This is a genomic window from Calidifontibacillus erzurumensis, from assembly GCF_013303125.1.
Lineage (GTDB): Bacteria > Bacillota > Bacilli > Bacillales > Bacillaceae_J > Calidifontibacillus > Calidifontibacillus erzurumensis.
Map to the genome: position 1 here is coordinate 111,789 of NZ_JABTTE010000004.1, position 18,835 is coordinate 130,623.

19 protein-coding genes are annotated in these 18,835 nt (G+C 36.6%); all 19 read right to left on the bottom strand.

Features of this window, described 5'->3' with window-relative positions; genetic code table 11:
* Positions 1 to 7 precede the first annotated feature (7 nt).
* The 19 genes from HR057_RS05095 to HR057_RS05185 all read right to left on the bottom strand — a co-directional run bounded on the left by HR057_RS05095 (position 8) and on the right by HR057_RS05185 (position 18,811).
* Entirely contained in the window at positions 8 to 310 is a 303-nt protein-coding gene (locus HR057_RS05095; protein ID WP_173730343.1) for a YlxQ family RNA-binding protein, read from the bottom strand.
* 4 nt (positions 311 to 314) lie between these two features.
* Positions 315 to 584 (bottom strand): RNase P modulator RnpM, encoded by a 270-nt coding sequence (rnpM, locus tag HR057_RS05100; RefSeq protein WP_173730344.1) that lies wholly within the window; start codon positions 582 to 584, stop codon positions 315 to 317.
* A 12-nt stretch (positions 585 to 596) separates the two neighbouring features.
* A complete protein-coding gene (gene nusA / locus HR057_RS05105; protein ID WP_173730345.1) occupies positions 597 to 1,805 on the bottom strand; it encodes a transcription termination factor NusA in 1,209 nt (402 codons plus the stop codon).
* A 35-nt stretch (positions 1,806 to 1,840) separates the two neighbouring features.
* On the bottom strand, positions 1,841 to 2,314 hold the full coding sequence (rimP, locus tag HR057_RS05110) for a ribosome maturation factor RimP (protein WP_173730346.1): 474 nt from the start codon (positions 2,312 to 2,314) through the stop codon (positions 1,841 to 1,843).
* Positions 2,315 to 2,556: 242 nt separating this feature from the next.
* Positions 2,557 to 6,852 (bottom strand): PolC-type DNA polymerase III, encoded by a 4,296-nt coding sequence (locus tag HR057_RS05115; RefSeq protein WP_173730347.1) that lies wholly within the window; start codon positions 6,850 to 6,852, stop codon positions 2,557 to 2,559.
* A gap of 81 nt (positions 6,853 to 6,933) precedes the next feature.
* Positions 6,934 to 8,643, bottom strand: a complete 1,710-nt coding sequence (locus HR057_RS05120; protein ID WP_173730348.1) for a proline--tRNA ligase — start codon at positions 8,641 to 8,643, stop codon at positions 6,934 to 6,936.
* 41 nt (positions 8,644 to 8,684) lie between these two features.
* Positions 8,685 to 9,935 carry an RIP metalloprotease RseP gene (gene rseP, locus HR057_RS05125; protein WP_173730349.1) on the bottom strand — a complete coding sequence of 417 codons (1,251 nt, stop codon included), beginning with the start codon at positions 9,933 to 9,935 and terminating at the stop codon, positions 8,685 to 8,687.
* Positions 9,936 to 9,965: 30 nt separating this feature from the next.
* Entirely contained in the window at positions 9,966 to 11,114 is a 1,149-nt protein-coding gene (dxr, locus tag HR057_RS05130) for a 1-deoxy-D-xylulose-5-phosphate reductoisomerase (protein ID WP_173730350.1), read from the bottom strand.
* A 28-nt stretch (positions 11,115 to 11,142) separates the two neighbouring features.
* Positions 11,143 to 11,931 (bottom strand): phosphatidate cytidylyltransferase, encoded by a 789-nt coding sequence (locus tag HR057_RS05135; RefSeq protein WP_173730351.1) that lies wholly within the window; start codon positions 11,929 to 11,931, stop codon positions 11,143 to 11,145.
* Positions 11,932 to 11,951: 20 nt separating this feature from the next.
* Complete coding sequence (locus tag HR057_RS05140) at positions 11,952 to 12,734, bottom strand: isoprenyl transferase (RefSeq protein ID WP_173730352.1); 783 nt, start codon at positions 12,732 to 12,734, stop codon at positions 11,952 to 11,954.
* 99 nt (positions 12,735 to 12,833) lie between these two features.
* The gene (gene frr / locus HR057_RS05145; protein ID WP_173730353.1) at positions 12,834 to 13,391 is read right to left on the bottom strand and encodes a ribosome recycling factor; all 558 of its coding nucleotides are present in this window, start codon (positions 13,389 to 13,391) and stop codon (positions 12,834 to 12,836) included.
* Between the two features lie 2 nt (positions 13,392 to 13,393).
* Complete coding sequence (gene pyrH, locus HR057_RS05150) at positions 13,394 to 14,116, bottom strand: UMP kinase (RefSeq protein WP_173730354.1); 723 nt, start codon at positions 14,114 to 14,116, stop codon at positions 13,394 to 13,396.
* Between the two features lie 70 nt (positions 14,117 to 14,186).
* A complete protein-coding gene (gene tsf, locus HR057_RS05155; protein ID WP_173730355.1) occupies positions 14,187 to 15,071 on the bottom strand; it encodes a translation elongation factor Ts in 885 nt (294 codons plus the stop codon).
* A gap of 118 nt (positions 15,072 to 15,189) precedes the next feature.
* Positions 15,190 to 15,903, bottom strand: coding sequence for a 30S ribosomal protein S2 (gene rpsB, locus HR057_RS05160; protein WP_173730356.1), 714 nt, complete (start codon positions 15,901 to 15,903; stop codon positions 15,190 to 15,192).
* Positions 15,904 to 16,038: 135 nt separating this feature from the next.
* A complete protein-coding gene (locus HR057_RS05165; RefSeq protein WP_173730357.1) occupies positions 16,039 to 16,551 on the bottom strand; it encodes a coupling factor for flagellin transcription and translation in 513 nt (170 codons plus the stop codon).
* A 1-nt stretch (position 16,552) separates the two neighbouring features.
* Positions 16,553 to 16,852 (bottom strand): hypothetical protein, encoded by a 300-nt coding sequence (locus tag HR057_RS05170; RefSeq protein ID WP_173730358.1) that lies wholly within the window; start codon positions 16,850 to 16,852, stop codon positions 16,553 to 16,555.
* Between the two features lie 18 nt (positions 16,853 to 16,870).
* Complete coding sequence (locus tag HR057_RS05175) at positions 16,871 to 17,638, bottom strand: FliA/WhiG family RNA polymerase sigma factor (protein WP_173730359.1); 768 nt, start codon at positions 17,636 to 17,638, stop codon at positions 16,871 to 16,873.
* A 41-nt stretch (positions 17,639 to 17,679) separates the two neighbouring features.
* The gene (locus HR057_RS05180) at positions 17,680 to 18,177 is read right to left on the bottom strand and encodes a chemotaxis protein CheD (protein WP_173730360.1); all 498 of its coding nucleotides are present in this window, start codon (positions 18,175 to 18,177) and stop codon (positions 17,680 to 17,682) included.
* On the bottom strand, positions 18,170 to 18,811 hold the full coding sequence (locus HR057_RS05185) for a chemotaxis protein CheC (RefSeq protein ID WP_173730361.1): 642 nt from the start codon (positions 18,809 to 18,811) through the stop codon (positions 18,170 to 18,172). The genes HR057_RS05180 and HR057_RS05185 overlap by 8 nt, the downstream gene beginning before the upstream one ends.
* Positions 18,812 to 18,835 lie beyond the last annotated feature (24 nt).

Below are 18,835 nucleotides of genomic sequence, written 5' to 3' on the forward strand. Positions count from 1 at the left end.
AAAAAATTTAATCGAGCAACTCCTCTAATTTCTTAGCAAAACCATCGTCAAGAACGGCAACAACAACGCGAGTGTCTTTGCCTATAGCCTGACCTAATGTAAAACGGTCATTCACTTTCTTCAAAGGAACTTGATAATATTGACATTTATCAGATATTTTCTTTGCTGTATTCGCCGATGCATCATTAGATAAAATTACTAATTTTGCTTTCCCTTTTCGGATTTCTCTAACGACTAATTCTTCACCTGAGATTAGTTGACCTGCCCGATTACATAGACCTAATAGCGACATCCATCTTTTATCATTCAAATGTTTATTGCTCCTTTTCAAGGAATTGGAGTATTTCATCATAAAATGATTCCGGTATTTTTACTTCTAAATGATGTTCAAGAATATTTTTCTTTTTGGCGAGAAGAATGCACTCTTTATCTTTGCTAAGATAGGCGCCTCTTCCAGATTTTTTACCTGTAGGGTCAATGGAGACTTCCCCGTCTTTTGAACGGACAATGCGGATGAGGTCGCGCTTTGGCTTCATCTCTTGACTAGCAACGCATTTACGCATTGGCACTTTCCTTTGCTTCATCCGGTCCCACCTCTACTTTTCATCTATATCTTCTGTTTCTTCATCGGAGAACAAACGATCTGTTTGTACATCTTCTTCTAGTTGAATTCCCAACTCTGTATCATCTTGTTCGTCTGTTTCATAATTAATTTCCGGTGAAAATAACGGCTCTTCTTCTTCAGCAGGCTCGTCGGTTAAAATATTTAGAGCTTTTGCTTCTGATAAACTTTTTATGTCAATTTTCCAGCCTGTTAATTTAGCTGCTAGACGCGCATTTTGACCTCTTTTGCCGATTGCAAGGGACAACTGATAATCAGGAACAATTACAGTTGTAGCTTTTTCCTCTTCATTTACAAGCACTTTTACAACTTGGGCTGGACTTAATGCATTTGCTACATATTCGACTGGATCTTTAGACCAACGAACGATATCAATTTTTTCACCTTTTAACTCATTTACGATCGCTTGAACCCGTTGGCCTTTTGGACCGACACATGAACCAACCGGATCCACATCTGGGTTGTCTGAATGAACTGCTATTTTCGAACGGTCTCCAGCTTCTCTAGATACAGACTTAATTTCAACGGTTCCATCGTATATTTCAGGAACTTCAAGTTCAAATAGACGCTTTAATAAACCTGGATGTGTTCTTGAAAGAAAAATTTGCGGTCCTTTTGTCGTTTTTTCAACTTTTGTAATATAAACTTTTATACGGTCATGGACTTTATATGTTTCATTTGGCATTTGTTCGCTTGCAGGTAAAAGACCTTCAATTTTACCTAAGTTCACATAAATGAAGCGAGAGTCCTGCCTCTGGACAATACCGGTCATAATATCTTCTTCACGGTCAATATATTCTGAATAAATGACACCCCGTTCTGCTTCACGAACGCGCTGTGTTACCACCTGTTTCGCGGTTTGCGCTGCAATTCGTCCAAAGTCTTTCGGAGTCACTTCGATTTCAACAATATCTTCAATTTCATAATTCGGATTTATTTTTTTCGCTTCTTCATATGAAATTTCGAGACGTGGATCGAATACTTCTTCAACCACTTCTTTTCGAGCAAACACCCGCATCGTTCCTGTTTCCGGATTGACATCCACGCGAACATTTTGTGCCGAGTTAAAATTGCGCTTATAAGCTGATATTAACGCAGCTTCGATCGCTTCTAACAAAACTTCTTTACTAATGCCTTTTTCCTTTTCAAGCAATGTTAAGGCATCTAACAATTCACTACTCATTGTTTTCTCTCCTTTAATGTAATCAATCCTTAACGTTAGTGAAAGGTAACTGCCAGCCTAGCACTAGCAACTTTATTATATGGAATTTCATATTGCTTTTTTCTAGTTTTAACAAGGGTTTCGACAACGACAGTTTCCCCATCAAAAGAAAGAAGCCTTCCTTCAAAAACCTTCGCATCTTCAATCGGTTCATAAGTTTTTATATGAACTTGTTTTCCAATAGCTTTTTTCATATCTTCAGGTTTTTTTAGAGGACGTTCAGCTCCAGGCGAAGAAACTTCCAAAAAATAAGGATAGGTAATAGGATCTTTCTCATCGAGCTTTTCACTTAATTTTTCACTTACTTTTCCACAGTCTTCGATATCGATCCCTTTTTCGGAATCAATAAAAACTCTTAAGTACCAATTCTTACCTTCCTTCACAAATTCAATATCAACAAGTTCTAAATTCATTTCTGCAAGAATTGGCAATACAAGCTCCTCAGTTATTTCTGTTACTTTCTTGCTCATGCTTAACCTCCTTTTCGAAAGCGCGTTTCTTCTGAAGCAGTCCTTTCATTCTAATCGATATAAAATTCCCTGCTTGTTAAGCAGGGATCATTCATACATATAGCGATCAAAGTTGCGTAAAACGAAAATGAAAGAGTGGGTTTTGGCCCACTCTTTGAGAATTACCAATATTTTTCGTAACGTCAATAAAAATATACCATACGAACAAATTTTATGCAAGACGAGAAAACGGAAGTTCCCCTTTAAAACAAGGATAGCTGATTTTGATCAGGCAGGTCATCTAAACAACCTTGGCTTTCTAAATATTCAAGAATTGTTTTGGAAATTTTGCTCCTTTGTTGCAAATCTTCTTTTGACAAAAATTCGCCTTCTTCTCGTGCTTTTACAATATTCAATGCAGCGTTCGTACCAAGGCCAGGAATGGAATTAAATGGCGGAATCAAACTATTACCATCAACTATGAATTCCGTAGCACTTGAACGGTATAAATCAATTTTTTGGAAAGAAAATCCACGCTCACACATTTCCAAAGCAAGTTCTAGGACAGTCAGCAAGTTTTTTTCTTTCGTAGATGCGTCCAAACCTTTTGCATTAATTTCTTCAATGCGGCGGCGGATTGCATTTTTACCTTTAATCATTGTTTCAATATCAAAGTCATCTGCACGCACCGTAAAATATGCTGCGTAAAACAATATTGGAAAATGGACTTTAAAATAGGCGATCCGAACCGCCATTAATACATAAGCGGCAGCGTGAGCTTTAGGGAACATATATTTAATTTTTTTGCATGATTCAATATACCAATCTGGAACATTATGTTTTTTCATTTCTGCAATAAATTCGTCCGTTAATCCTTTCCCCTTACGGACGGATTCCATAATTTTAAAAGCTAATGAAGGTTCAAGGCCTTTGTAAATTAAATAAACCATAATATCATCACGGCACCCGATAACTTCACTTAATGTGCATGTGCCGGATTGAATAAGTTCATTCGCATTGTTAAGCCAAACATCTGTACCATGGGATAACCCTGAAATTTGGACAAGTTCGGAAAATGTACTTGGTTTTGTTTCTTCAAGCATCTGACGGACGAATCTTGTACCAAACTCTGGGATTCCTAAAGTACCCGTTTTACACATGATTTGTTCCTCTGTTACCCCTAACGATTCCGTTCCTGAAAATATTTTCATTACTTCTGGATCATCCGTCGGAATCGTTTTTGGATCGATTCCACTTAAATCTTGTAGCATTCGGATGACAGTCGGATCATCGTGTCCAAGAATATCAAGCTTTAACACGTTATCATGGATGGAATGGAAATCAAAATGCGTCGTTTTCCAATCAGCATCGACATCATCAGCCGGGTACTGAATTGGTGTAAAATCATACACATCCATGTAATCTGGTATAACGATAATACCGCCAGGATGCTGTCCTGTCGTTCTTTTTACACCTGTACATCCTGCTGCAAGCCGCTCAATTTCAGCAGCGCGAAATGTCAAGTTGAAATCAGAAGCATAACCTTTAACAAAACCAAAAGCTGTTTTGTCAGCAACTGTACCGATTGTTCCAGCTCGGTAAACATAATCTTCCCCGAACAAAACTTTTGTATAATTATGAGCTCGCGGTTGATAATCTCCAGAGAAATTCAAATCGATATCTGGAACTTTGTCACCCTTAAACCCTAAGAATGTTTCAAACGGTATGTCATGTCCGTCTTTTTTATATTCTGTTCCACATTTCGGGCAAAGCTTGTCTGGCAAATCGAAACCTGATCCGACCGATCCGTCGTCAAAAAACTCCGAGTGCTTACAATTTGGACAAACATAATGAGGTGGCAATGGATTAACCTCTGTGATTTCCGTCATTGTTGCTACAAAAGACGATCCTACCGAACCGCGCGAACCTACGAGATAACCGTCATTAAGAGATTTCTTAACAAGTTTATGAGAAATTAAATAAATAACGGCAAATCCATGACCAATAATGCTTTTTAACTCTTTCTCTAACCTTGCCTCGATAATTTCCGGCAAATTCTCACCATAAATTTCACGAGCACGCCTATAGCTCATTTCCCGTATCTCTTCTTCTGCTCCGTCAATTTTTGGTGTATACAATTCATCCTTTATCGGTTTCACGTCTTCAATGAGGCTAGCTATTTTTTTTGTATTTGTTACAACAACTTCTTTTGCTTTCTCTTCTCCCAGAAAAGACATGCACTCGAGCATTTCGTTTGTTGTTCGGAAATGGACGATCGGTTGTGTTTGTTTATTAAGCGGATTGCCAGATTGAGACGCAATCAAAATTTTTCTATAAACATGGTCCTCTTCATTTAAATAATGCACATTGCCCGTTGCTACAACCGGCTTTCCTAGTTTTTCACCGAGCTTTACGATATTCGTTAAAACATCAAGTAAAGCACGTTCATTTTGAATGATTTCTTTTTCGAGTAAATGATAGTAATTGGATGGTGGCTGGATTTCTAAATAATCATAGAACTTTGCAATTTCCTCAGCTTCCTCTGGGGATTTTTGCATCATAGCTTCAAAAACTTCCCCTTGATCACAGCCCGAACCGACAATAATTCCTTCCCGGTGCTTAATTAATACAGACCTTGGAATTCTCGGAACGCGATAGAAATAATCTACATGAGAAAAAGAAACTAGTTTGAATAAATTTTTCAACCCGATATTATTTTGTGCTAATAAAATGCAATGGAACGGGCGAGAACGTTTATAAGCATCAGCTTGACCCAAATAATCATTAAATTCATCATGATAACGAATGCCTTTTTCTTCACAATCTTTCAGCATTTTTATTAGTAAATAACCAGTTGCTTCGGCATCATAAATAGCACGGTGGTGCTTCGTCAGTTCAATATCAAATTTTTTACATAATGTATTTAATCGGTGATTTTTTAATTCAGGGTATAATGTGCGCGCGAGTTCCAATGTATCAATGACAGGATTCGCTGCTTTTTCAATTCCGATTTTTTGCAACCCTTGGTTTAAGAATCCCATGTCAAACGAAGCATTATGTGCAACTAAAATATCGTTTTCGATCCACTCATGGAACTGTTTTAAAACCACTTCTACATCTGGTGCATCTTTCAGCATATCATCGGTAATCCCTGTCAACTCGATTGTCGTTGCAGATAACGGGTGATGTGGATTTGCAAATGCTTCAAACCTGTCAATGATTTCTCCATTTCTTACTTTGACAGCTGCAAGTTCAATGATCGTGTCGTAGACAGCCGATAAACCTGTCGTTTCTACGTCAAAAACGACATAAGTTTCTTCACTTAATAATCGATGTGCTGAATTATAGGCAATAGGCACACCGTCATCAACGAGATTTGCTTCCACACCATAAATAATTTTAATGTCATGTTTTTTTCCTGCCGCATACGCTTCTGGAAAGGCTTGTACAACAGCATGGTCTGTAACGGCTATAGCTTCGTGGCCCCACTTTTTCGCTTGTTTAACAAGGTCTGAAATCGATGTTACAGCATCCATTTGGCTCATTTGCGTATGAAGATGAAGCTCTACTCTTTTTTCCTCAGCTGTATCGAGCCGTTCAATTGGCTTTATTTCGTTTATATCTTGGGCAATCATAACAAGGTCACGAACGAACGTATCGTTTTGAATTCCTCCCCGTACCTTTACCCACATTCCTTTTTTAATCATTTCCAATAATGGTATATCTTCTTTATCCCGAGAAAAGATTTTAACCATTAAAGAATCCGTATAATCTGTAATTTTCAGTGTTAATAATGAGCGTCCGCTCTTTAATTCTTTTAATTCGCTAAAAAAGACATAACCTTGGATAGTGATGCGCCGTTCTTCTTCTTGAATTTCTTTAATCGGTACAGGCTCATCTTTAATCGTATACCCAATCGTAAGTGCCTCTTGTTGTATTTTTTCTTCTTTTGCAGCTTCCTTTTTACTTGTTTCGATTGATGCAAGTGCTTCAATCATTTTTGAGCGGTCTTCATCTTCCATTTGATCTTTAAACTTTATATATTCCTCTTCCATATTTAAAATTTCAGTTTCAATTTTAAAAGAAGGAAAACCTAGTGTTTGCAACACAGCATCAAAGTTTTCTTGCTTCTTCTTAACTAAAGCTGACTCTGGCTCATTTCGAACTTGGATGAACAATTTTGATCCGTTTATCATTGGTTTTTGTTCTTTTAGCAATAATGAAATTGCTGGAGTAATACCATTTAATTGCTCTATAATATAAGGCCAATATTCTTGAAGTGATTTACAATCAGTTGGATTTAAATAGGAAAGTGAAAAAGTGATATGCGCAATATGCTGGAATGTTTTTATTAAATGGGATTTAAATAATAAGAATACTTCAAAAGGCAAATGAGACTGTAGCCCAAATTCAAAATGCCATAATTTTTTACTACGCTCAATGGTCAATTTTTCGATCCATCCATTTTGAAAATATGAATCTATAAGATCTTTTGGCATCGAAATTTGTTCTAACAAAAGCTGAAATCTTTCTTTTCTATCCACTAACGCTTGAGACACTATCTCTCCCCCTTATGAAACAAAGGAAGGTACCCCAAGGTGGACTAGAGGTACCTTTCAGTTTGGATCGAAACCATTCTACTAATAGGCTTTTAGAATTTCTTTAACTTTAATAACTAAATCATTAACTGGAACTTCAAATGTTTCCCCAGACTTGCGCAATTTGATTTCAACGATACCTTCTTCAGCTTTTTTACCAACTGTTATACGAATTGGGAAGCCAAGCAAGTCTGCATCAGCAAATTTAACACCCGGACGCTCCATGCGGTCATCGTATAAAACTGACAGCGATTCATTCGTTAACCGTTCATAAATTTGGTCAGCTAATATTTTTTGAGCATCCGTTTTGATATTAATTGGTATGAGGTGAACATCGAATGGTGTAACAGATGCTGGCCAAATGATACCATGCTCGTCGTGATGCTGTTCAACGATTGCAGCAACCGTTCTGGAAACACCAATTCCATAGCACCCCATGATCATTGGCTGAGTTTTGCCATTTTCATCAAGGTATGTTGCTTTCATCGATTCGCTATAGAATGTACCAAGCTTAAATACATGACCGACTTCAATACCTTTTGCAAATCGAATCGTACCTTGTCCATCCGGTGATGGGTCACCTTCTTGAATAAAACGTAAGTCTGCATATTGGCTCACTTGAAAATCTCTTTCTGGATTTACGCCAATATAGTGGAAGTTAGTTTCATTGGCGCCGCATACACCATTTACAACATATTGTACAGCAACATCTGCAATAATTTCTATATCATTTCTAATTCCAATTGGACCAATTGAACCAATCTCTGCTTTAAAAAGCTCTGATGTTTCTTCTGGTGTTGCCAATTCAACTTTTTTCGCTTCTAATAAATTTTTTACTTTTACATCATTAACTTCGTGATCGCCACGAACAACTACTAATACATACTTTTCATCATCAACTTTAAATAATAGCGATTTTAAACATTTTTCTTTCGGAACATTTAAAAACTGTGATACCTCAGCAATCGTTTTTTGATCGATAGTTTCAACTTTTTCAAGAGGAGCTAATTCTTCCTCAGGCTTTTCATAATTTACAACTACTGGAGCCATTTCAATATTGGCGGCAAAATCGGAACTATCGGAAAAAGCAATCGTATCTTCGCCTACATCAGAGAGAACCATAAATTCATGAGTATCTTTACCGCCCATCGCACCTGAATCAGCGATAACTGCTCTATAATTCAATCCACACCTTCTGAAAATGTTAGAATAGGCAGTTACCATGTCTTGGTATACTTCATCTAAACTTTCTTTCGTTGTATGAAAGGAATATGCATCCTTCATAATAAATTCGCGTCCCCTAAGCAAGCCAAAACGCGGACGTGCTTCGTCACGGAATTTTGTTTGGATTTGATAAAGAATAAGTGGAAGTTTTTTATATGAGTTAATTTCGTCACGTACTAAAGAAGTAACAACTTCTTCATGCGTTGGACCAAGTGCAAAATCACGTGCATGTCGGTCTTTAATTCTCATCAATTCAGGTCCAAAGTTAAACCAACGTTTCGTTTCATACCATAATTCAGCAGGCTGCAATGTAGGCATTAATAACTCTGCACCGCCAATTGCATCCATTTCTTCACGTATAATTTGCTCAACTTTTTGTAGAACGCGTTTTGCAAGGGGCAAATAGCTATAAATACCTGCTGCATTTTGCCGCATATAACCTGCTCTTAACAATAATTGATGGCTTTTAATTTCCGCATCTGCTGGAACATCTCTTAATGTAGGGATAAACATTTTACTTTGCTTCATATTCGCACCTCTTATTTTACAACGATTGTAATAAAGATTGATTATAGGAAATATCTTTGGATATCATTCCAAGTGACAACAAGCATTAACAGCATTAATAATGCAAATCCGATAAAGTGTACAATACCTTCCTTTTGTGGATCAATCGGTTTTCCACGCACAGCTTCAATACCAATAAATAGAAGTCTTCCTCCATCTAGTGCCGGCAGCGGCAATAAATTTACAATACCAAGGTTAATACTTAAAATTGATGCCCACGTCATTAAGTTAAAAATGCCTGTTTGGGCAACTTCATCTGTAATACTATAAATACCAACAGGACCGGACAAGTCATCAATCGAAAATTGACCGACAATAAGTTTGCTTAATCCTACTAAAATTTGCTCTGTCCAGTAATACGTCTTTTCAAAACCAAAGACAATTGATCCAATGAACGATTTTTCTACCGAAGGATAAACACCAATAAAGCCTACTCCATCATCTGGGCGCAGTTTTGGTGTAACTTCTATTTCCATTTGTTCACCTTGCCGCTCAATAGTAAATAGCAGTTCTTTTCCGCCATTTTTTTGAATCATTTGCACCATTTCATTCCAGTTTTCTATTTTTTTATCATTAATGGCATAAACGCGATCCCCTTGTTTTAAACCTGCCTCAAATGCAGCTCCGTCTGGTGTTAGTTCTCCTAAAATCGGTTCTTTCACCGGCGTTCCAACGAGTGCGCCTAATATAACAAAAATGATAAAAGCTAACACGAAATTCATCAATGGGCCTGCAAAAATTTGCATTGCGCGCTGGGATAAAGTTTTTGATGCAAATTGGCGATCGTATGGAGCAATCTGTATTTCTTGCTCATCAACAACCAGCATTGCTTTTTCATCAATTTGAAAGGTTTGCAATACATCGTCATCTTGTTCGTATCCAGAAACAAATAATCGATGGACTAAATCAATTTGCTCGGCTTCTATGACTTTTGCATTCGGATATTTGTCTTTATTATTAACAATAATTTTTGTTACTTTTTCATCGGTTCCAAATATTAAGCCTATATGATGCCCAGGTTTAATTTCTACCAACTCTGGATCTTCCCCAGCCACTCTTACAAAACCGCCCAAGGGCAATAAGCGAAGTGTATATAATGTTTCATTCCACCGAAAAGAAAATACTTTTGGACCAAAGCCAATTGCAAATTCACGACAAAGCATTCCAGCTCGTTTTGCAAAAATTAAATGGCCGAGCTCATGAAAAAAAACAAGTGCACCGAAAATGATGACGAATGCAATTACCGTGTTCAAATAAAAAACCACCTTTTAATAATTTATTCCTTAAACTAAGGATCGTATAAACGATCTTGTTTGTCGGTCAACATCTATAATTGTTTCTAAATCAGGATTTGAAATCGGTGAATGGTTTTCCAGCGCTTTTTCTATTAAATCTTCAATTTCCAAAAATTGAATTCGTTTTAATAAAAATAGTTGTACTGCTTCCTCGTTTGCAGCATTGAGAACAGTAGTCATCGTACCACCAATTTTTCCCGCTTCATATGCAAATTGCAAACAACGGTATCTTTCAAAGGAAACAGGTGCAAAATGGAGCATACCGATCTCCATTAAGTTTAACCTTTTTGAAATAGGTAACGCAAGTCTTTCAGGATATGTTAGCGCATATTGGATTGGTACCCGCATATCTGGTGAACCAAGTTGGGCAATCATACTTGTATCCTCGAATTCAACGAGGGAATGAACGATGCTCTCCTTATGAAGAACAACATCAATTTTTTCATAAGGCATATCAAACAGATGGTGTGCTTCTATAACCTCTAATCCTTTGTTCATCATCGTAGCTGAATCAATCGTTATCTTTGCACCCATCGTCCAGTTTGGATGTTTCAGAGCATCTTCCACTGTTACACCTATTAATTCTTTCCTCGTCTTATCTCGAAAACTACCGCCGGAAGCCGTTAATATGATTCGTTCCAATCTTTTTTTATCTTGACCTTGCAAACATTGAAAAATCGCTGAATGTTCACTATCCACCGGTAAAATTGACACATCGTATTTTTTTGCTTCAGACATGACGATATGCCCTGCCGTTACTAAAGTTTCTTTATTGGCAATCGCAATCGTCTTCCCTGCTTCAATTGCCTTTAATGTCGGTTTTAAACCAACGCTGCCCATCACTGCATTGACCAACACATCGGCATCATTTTCCGCCGCTACTTCAAGTATTCCTTCTTCCCCATAGACAACTTTCACTTGAGAAGGGACGTTTGCTCTTAAGTAATCACAGCTATCCTTATCTATAACAGAAACAATCTTCGGTAAGAATGTATGTATAATTTCCAATCCTAATGTTAAATTTTTTCCAATCGAAATCGCTTCTAACACAAAATGATCTTGATGCAACTTGAGAATATCAAGCGTTTGTGTGCCAATCGAGCCTGTTGCACCAAGGAGGCTTATTTTTTTCGTCATAATCGCTCCTTACCCATCTTCAAATTGTTCATATAAATTGCAAGAAATGTAAAATTGGCAGTACGAATAATAAACTGTCAAACCGATCTAAAATTCCCCCATGACCTGGAAGTATATGACCAGAATCTTTGACAATATAATGCCTTTTTAAAGCAGATTCAACTAAATCACCCATTTGGCCACAAAGGGATGTTATCATCGCAACGACTAATACAACCAACATGGATGAATGAAGAGGTTGAACTAATTGAAAAATAAACGCGACAACGACTGCCGATAAAACTCCACCGACAAAACCAGCAATTGTTTTGTTTGGACTTATTTCAGGCCATAATTTTCTTTTTCCAAAAGCCCTACCTACAAAATAGGCGCCTGAATCTGTTGCCCATATGACAAATAAGGCAAAAAACACATATGGTAAACCTGCAAACCTTGTTTCAATAAAATAATAAAATCCGATCCCTACATACAATGTAGATAATATTAAAAATCCTGCATCATCAAACGTAAATTTATTTTTTGAAATAACTGTATATGTAAGAAGCAATAACACCACTACGAGTGCAACCTCAATTTTTGAAAAAGAGTTGCCTAAATGCTCTATTAAAAATGGCTTTGGAAGTAATAAAATCCATAAAAACAGAAAACCTATAAGAGCGGGCAATGAGAATAAAGGGATTTTTTTCATCCTTAACAATTCTTTAAAGGCTATTGTCCCTAAGAGGTAAACTAACAAAATAAATGGTACACCGCCAACGATGACTAGCGGTAAAAAAATTGATGCTGCCAAAATTGCTGTTATTATTCTTGTTTTCATTTAAAACCTCACCTTAAATTTTATACGCCGCCAAACCTTCGGGTCCGTCTTTGATATTCAGCAATGGCTTGGTATAAATGTTTTTTATCAAAATCAGGCCACAACACATCGGTAAACCAAAATTCTGAATAAGCTAACTGCCACAGCATAAAATTGCTTAAACGAATTTCTCCGCTCGTCCGTATTAATAAATCTGGTTCTGAAAGATCGGCGCTCATCAAATAATTTGAAAACAATTCTTCTGTAATTTCATCAATAGTTAGTTTACCATTATTTGTATCCTTTATTAACTGTTTAATTCCTTCAATAATTTCGTACCGGCTTCCATAATTTAATGCGAAATTTAAAATCATCCCATCATTATTCTTCGTGTCTTCAATTGCTTTGTTTACCGCTCTTAACGTATGTGGAGGAAGTTGGTCTTTGTTCCCCATCACACGGACTTGGACGTTTTCAGCTACTAATTCAGGCAAAAATGTCCCTAAAAACTCCTCAGGGAGTTTCATTAAATAGTCAACTTCCATTTTTGGCCTTTTCCAATTTTCAGTTGAAAATGCATAAAGGGTTAAAACTTTTACACCAATTTCATTCGATGCTTTCACAATTTTACGAACAACTTTCATACCTTCATGGTGGCCAGCCATACGAGGAAGTCCTCTCTTTTTTGCCCATCTCCCATTTCCGTCCATAATAATTGCAATATGATGGGGTATAGAAGAAAGATCAAGCTGATCGATTGAATGATCATTATCTGAAGTGCCAATATCTTTTTTGTTCTTTCTCAAAGAGAACTTTTCAAGCATTTGAATCCTCCACCTAAACACAATTTTTCTATGTATAAAAAAACCCCCTATGAAAGAGAGAGGGTTTTCTTTGTAAATTATATTGTAACGTGATTTGGGCTAGACTTCCATTATTTCTTTTTCTTTTTCTTTTGTAATTGCATCGATTTCCTTAATATGATTATCTGTTTCTTTTTGAACGTTTTCAGCAAAACTGCGGTGCTCGTCTTCCGTCAATTGGCCATCTTTTTCTAATTTTTTCAACTCATCATTGGCATCACGACGAATATTTCTAATAGCAACTTTTGCATCTTCAGCCATTGCACGAACATCTTTAGCCAATGCTTTACGGCGCTCTTCTGTTAGTGGTGGAATTGTAATGCGAATAATGGAACCGTCATTTGTTGGATTCAAACCAAGGTCGGATTTAAGGATTGCTTTTTCAATATCGTTGATGACAGATTTGTCATATGGTTGAACAACTAAAAGGCGTGCTTCCGGAACAGTAATTGATGCTAATTGGTTTAACGGAGTAGGTGCACCATAATAGTTAACTTGGACCCGCTCGAGTAGTGATGGGTTAGCCCGTCCGGCACGAACTGTCGCAAGTTCTCTCTTAAATACTTGAATAGCCTTATTCATTTTTTCCTTAGCATTTTTAATAACTGTTTGTCCCATCGTTATTTCCCCCTTACAAATGTTCCAATATTTTCACCACAGACAACCCGTTTAATATTTCCTTCTTCCATAATTGAAAAGACGATTAATGGAATATCATTATCCATACATAGTGAGGAAGCCGTTGAATCCATAACAGCCAATCCTTTTTTAATGACGTCCAAATATGAAAGTGTCTCGTATTTAACTGCATTTTTATCAATCGTTGGATCTGCACTATAAACACCATCGACATTATTTTTAGCCATTAAAATAACGTCCGCTTCAATTTCAGCAGCTCTTAGCGCAGCAGTTGTATCTGTTGAAAAGTATGGATTTCCAGTGCCAGCAGCAAAAATGACAACTCTTTTCTTCTCTAAATGGCGAATTGCTTTTCTTCTTATGTATGGCTCTGCAACTTGACGCATTTCGATGGATGTTTGAACACGTGTTTCAATACCAATGCTTTCCAAACTATCTTGAAGTGCCAATGAGTTCATACAAGTTGCCAACATTCCCATATAATCTGCAGTGGCACGATCCATCCCCATTTCACTACCAATTTTACCTCTCCAAATATTGCCTCCGCCAACAACAATTGCTATTTCAACGCCCATTTCGGCAATTTCTTTTACTTGTTTAGCGATGCTGTTAATAACTGCAGGGTCAATTCCAAACCCTTTGGAACCCGCAAGCGCCTCACCGCTTAATTTTAATACTACGCGTTTATACTTTGGACTTGTCATGACTACCTCCAGCGTTAAATCTGTCTTGCTATTCTAAAATAGGGAACACACTGTGTTCCCTACTAAACGATTATTTCTTAATTTGATTCATTACTTCTTCAGCGAAGTTTTCTTGACGCTTTTCGATTCCTTCGCCAACTTCATAGCGTACAAATGTTTTAACGGAAGCGCCTTTTGATTGTACATATTTTCCAACCTTTTGATCTGGATCTTTTACAAAAGATTGGTCAAGCAAGCAAATTTCTTCGAAGAATTTACCAAGACGGCCTTCTACCATTTTTTCTACAATATTAGCAGGTTTTCCTTCGTTAAGTGCTTGTTGTGTTAAAATTTCACGTTCTCTTGCAGTTTCTTCAGCTGGAACTTCTTCACGTGAAACATAACGTGGATTTGCTGCTGCGATATGCATAGCAATATCTTTTGCAAGTTCAGTATCATTTGTACCAGCAAGTACTGCTAAAACGCCAATACGGCCTCCCATGTGGAGGTATACACCAAATGCATCGCCATCTTCTTTAGTTACTAATTGGAAACGGCGAAGTGAAATTTTTTCTCCGATTTTAGCAATTGCTGCATTGATATGCTCTTCAACTGTTGGACCATTACCGTTTAGGTTTTGTTTTAATGCTTCTTCTACATTTGCTGGTTGTTGAGCTAATAAATGTTGACCAAGCTCTGTTACTAACTGTTTGAATGCTTCATTTTTAGCAACGAAATCAGTTTCTGAGTTTACTTCTAAAATAACAGCATTATTTCCCTCAGTAATAACTGAAGTAGTACCTTCTGCAGCAATACGATCTGCTTTTTTAGCGGCTTTGGCAATACCCTTTTCACGAAGATAATCAATTGCTTTTTCCATATCTCCATTTGTTTCAGTTAATGCTTTTTTGCAATCAAGCATTCCTGCTCCTGTTTTTTCACGTAGCTCTTTTACCATTTGTGCAGTAACTGCCATGTTTTATCCTCCTTAAGTTCGTTTATGTATACTTACTAAACCGTTTTTAAAAAGGTGATAAAAGGCTTAATCCCTCTTACCACCTTTATTATTCCTCATATCAGTATGTTTTATCTTCTTATTCAGCTAAAACAGGTTCAGCAGCTTCTTCACCTTGTTTTGCTTCAATAATTGCATCAGCCATTTTTGCAGTTAACAGTTTTACAGCGCGGATAGCATCATCGTTTCCTGGGATTACATAATCGATTTCATCTGGATCGCAGTTTGTATCAACGATGGCAACGATAGGAATGTTAAGTTTATGTGCTTCTGCAACTGCAATACGTTCTTTACGAGGATCGATAATGAACAAACAGTCTGGAAGTTGTTTCATTTCTTTAATTCCGCCTAAAAACTTTTCAAGGCGCTCTAATTCTTTATTCAAATTAACAACTTCTTTTTTAGGTAAAACATCAAAAATGCCTTCTTCACGCATTTTTTCAATTTCTTTTAGACGAGCAATACGTTTTTGGATTGTTTCAAAGTTAGTTAAAGTACCGCCCAACCAACGTTGGTTCACATAGAACATGCCGCTGCGTTCAGCTTCTTCTTTCACAGAGTCTTGAGCTTGTTTTTTTGTACCAACAAAAAGCACTGTTCCGCCATTTGCAGCTAATTCTTTAATGAAATTATATGCTTCTTCTACTTTTTTGACCGTTTTTTGAAGGTCAATGATATAAATGCCGTTTCTCTCTGTAAAGATGTAACGCTTCATTTTCGGATTCCAACGGCGTGTTTGATGTCCAAAGTGAACACCTGCTTCTAATAATTGTTTCATTGAAATTACTGACATAGTTCCTTCCTCCTAATTGGTTATTCCTCCGTTCATTTCATCTTAAAGCAAAACTGCTAAGCAGCACCATTGCTTTAATTAACGAACGTGTGTATTTAACACCGAAAGTTACTATATCATATTGGAGTTCATCTATCAAGTATTAATATTATTTTTGCTTCTAAATTTTAGTAATAACTCAATTTCTGTTTTTCCTTTATTTAATTTTTTGGCGATTTCTTCAACTTTTAGACCTTTATCAAATAAAAATACGACTTGTGATTCTAGCGATTGATCAAGTTTGTCTTGTTGATGTATTACCGGAGGTACAAAGTTTTCTTCATTATAATTATTTTTATTGATAGATGTTGTACGTTCGACTTTTTGAACGGAGTTTTCTAATTTATCTTTTTGAACTTCGATTCTATTTTGTTTAAGATGAACCTGCTTGTTTGTTCCATCATCCTTTTTTAAATATGCTAAAAGCTTTTTATTTTCTTCCTTCATTTCATTTAAATACGATTGGAATAACTCTTCGATTTCTTTTTGAAGCTCTAGTTGTTTCTCTTCATATACAGTAGTTTTTTTTAGCCGAATTGATAATATAATAATCCAGTAAAATGCTAGTGCATGTAATATCAAACTGATAATAAGAAGTAATGGATACATATTATCCCTCAATATCTAAAAAATTCCCTTTATAAGGGTGGGTGCTTTTTGATTTTTGCCTCGCCTGCTTCTTTTTTGATTGAGGATTCCGTTCAAATTTTTTATCATGTCCATCGCCAACAACTCTGTTTTTATTTGCTTCCCCATATTTGTTAACTTGATTTCTCTTTTTTAAATCTTCTTTTTGTTGTAGAGAAGCCATCTGCTGTTGAACGTGTTGGCCTTTATATTCTAGTTCCATTTTTGCAAAATCTTGTGTTCTAGGAAGGGCTACTTGCAATTCAACAAGTTTTAAGCTCATTTTTTCACTTCCCTTCATTCATATGGCCGTCAATTTACCTAACGAACGACGAAGTTTCAGGAGCGCTTTAGAATGAATTTGAGATATTCTAGAAGTTGATAAACCTAATACTTGACCAATTTCCGTAAGAGTTAATTCCTCTTTATAAAACAGGCTGAGGACAAGCTGTTCTTTGTCGCTTAATTCGGAAATCGTTTGTGCTAGTTCATGATATAGTTCTTCTTTAATCGTTTGTTCTTCAGGAGTCAACATATTTTCGTCGCGGATCGAAATGTTAATCCCATCTTGCTCTTCAGCATCTTTATTGCCTTCATCAAGAGATAAAATATTTGCAAAAAAACTTTCGGTAATAGCATGTTCCACTTCTTCAGTACTCATTTTCACTTCTTTTGCAATTTCTTCAATTGTTGCATTTCTCATCAATTTTTGTTCTAGACGTTCAATCGCAGCTTCAATTTTTTTATGTTTCTCCCTCAAACTGCGTGGAAGCCAATCTTCTTTACGAAGTCCGTCGATAATAGCACCCCTTATTCGAAAGGAGGCATATGTATCAAATTTTAGTTCGCGAGAGAGATCAAATTTTTCTATAGCATCATATAAACCTAAAAGGGCATAACTTTTTACATCTTCTTTGCTAACATTTTTAGGCAACCCAACTAAAATCCTTTGGACATGGTAATTAACTAGAGGCATGTAAAGACGTATTAATGAATCACCAGCTTGAGGATCTTTTGTTTCGATCCATCTTTGCCAAATCAGATCCTCATTGGTTGGTAATTGCGTCATTGTCATCCTCCTAACATATTGCGTTTCAGCAAACGCCTATCTTAAATGTCCTTAATACCTTGATTGACCGTTTTAATTGTCATAATACCTGTTTTTGGATTAAATTCGATCGACCGGCCGCTTTTACCCCCGACATCTTCTGCAACTACAGGGATACGAAATCGTTGTAATTCTCTTTTTACTGCTTCAACATTTCTCGGACCTATTCTCATTATCTCATTTTGCGTGCTAAACTGGAACATTTGAGCGCCACCGGCTATTTTTGCTTTTAGGTTGGTTATTTGTGCCCCTAAATTATGTAATCTTCTAATTAATTCTTCAATTGCGGTATCCGCATATTTAGCAAGATTGATTGCTTTCGTTTTAGCAGAGGTAGAATCAGGTAGCATCACATGCGCTAAGCCGGCAATTTCTTTTTGGCTATCATAGATCACAACCCCAACACAAGATCCCAAACCTGTTGTTCGAATGAGATTTGGAGATTGAACGACATTCATATCTGCAATCCCGACTTTAATCACTTTCTCTGTCTCATTCATCAATAGGAACTCCCAACGCACTAAAAATTTTTTCAAATGACACAGGGTCTAATAATAGAAAAAAATGGCCTTTGACACTTTCGTTCATAGCTTCTTTTGATTCTGCAACAGCTGTATCAATTACAATTGCAAAATCGCTAACTTTTGAAAGCTCCAGTATGCCAAATGTAAGGATCGCTCCGACCATATCAATGCTTAATGCAGGAACAGAAGGATTTAAATTTAATTTCGTAAAATCAGATAGAGCAGATAAATAAGAACCACATACAATATTGCCTAACTCTTCTAATGCCGAAGTAGATAATTCCGAAAACGGCGGATGTTCAAAAGTAAAGTTTTCTTCCCCAGTCATTTGTTGAATATATTTGTTCGCTTGTTCAATTGGTAAAATAAAAAACATGTTTCCTGGGGCGTCTCCTTCAATTCGTAAATAAACGGAAGTGATGACATTTTCAGATCCACCAACCATATTCATCATTTCATCAAAAGTTTCGATACGAACATCAGGAACAGTCATATAAATCTTTTTACCTAAAATTTTCGATAAAGCTGTCGCTGCATTACCTGCCCCAATATTCCCAACTTCTCTCAATATATCTAAATGATGACATTTGATATGTTTGATAAATGACATAACATTAACCCCGATCATTGAAGA

What these genes read in the sequence shown, in the direction of transcription:
- rnpM (WP_173730344.1), bottom strand. Translation starts at nt 584, where the DNA reads ATGAAGCAAAGGAAAGTGCCAATGCGTAAATGCGTTGCTAGTCAAGAG.
- nusA (WP_173730345.1), bottom strand. Translation starts at nt 1,805, where the DNA reads ATGAGTAGTGAATTGTTAGATGCCTTAACATTGCTTGAAAAGGAAAAA.
- rimP (WP_173730346.1), bottom strand. Translation starts at nt 2,314, where the DNA reads ATGAGCAAGAAAGTAACAGAAATAACTGAGGAGCTTGTATTGCCAATT.
- HR057_RS05120 (WP_173730348.1), bottom strand. Translation starts at nt 8,643, where the DNA reads ATGAAGCAAAGTAAAATGTTTATCCCTACATTAAGAGATGTTCCAGCA.
- dxr (WP_173730350.1), bottom strand. Translation starts at nt 11,114, where the DNA reads ATGACGAAAAAAATAAGCCTCCTTGGTGCAACAGGCTCGATTGGCACA.
- HR057_RS05135 (WP_173730351.1), bottom strand. Translation starts at nt 11,931, where the DNA reads ATGAAAACAAGAATAATAACAGCAATTTTGGCAGCATCAATTTTTTTA.
- HR057_RS05140 (WP_173730352.1), bottom strand. Translation starts at nt 12,734, where the DNA reads ATGCTTGAAAAGTTCTCTTTGAGAAAGAACAAAAAAGATATTGGCACT.
- frr (WP_173730353.1), bottom strand. Translation starts at nt 13,391, where the DNA reads ATGGGACAAACAGTTATTAAAAATGCTAAGGAAAAAATGAATAAGGCT.
- pyrH (WP_173730354.1), bottom strand. Translation starts at nt 14,116, where the DNA reads ATGACAAGTCCAAAGTATAAACGCGTAGTATTAAAATTAAGCGGTGAG.
- tsf (WP_173730355.1), bottom strand. Translation starts at nt 15,071, where the DNA reads ATGGCAGTTACTGCACAAATGGTAAAAGAGCTACGTGAAAAAACAGGA.
- rpsB (WP_173730356.1), bottom strand. Translation starts at nt 15,903, where the DNA reads ATGTCAGTAATTTCAATGAAACAATTATTAGAAGCAGGTGTTCACTTT.
- HR057_RS05165 (WP_173730357.1), bottom strand. Translation starts at nt 16,551, where the DNA reads ATGTATCCATTACTTCTTATTATCAGTTTGATATTACATGCACTAGCA.
- HR057_RS05170 (WP_173730358.1), bottom strand. Translation starts at nt 16,852, where the DNA reads ATGAGCTTAAAACTTGTTGAATTGCAAGTAGCCCTTCCTAGAACACAA.
- HR057_RS05175 (WP_173730359.1), bottom strand. Translation starts at nt 17,638, where the DNA reads ATGACGCAATTACCAACCAATGAGGATCTGATTTGGCAAAGATGGATC.
- HR057_RS05180 (WP_173730360.1), bottom strand. Translation starts at nt 18,177, where the DNA reads ATGAATGAGACAGAGAAAGTGATTAAAGTCGGGATTGCAGATATGAAT.
- HR057_RS05185 (WP_173730361.1), bottom strand. Translation starts at nt 18,811, where the DNA reads ATGTCATTTATCAAACATATCAAATGTCATCATTTAGATATATTGAGA.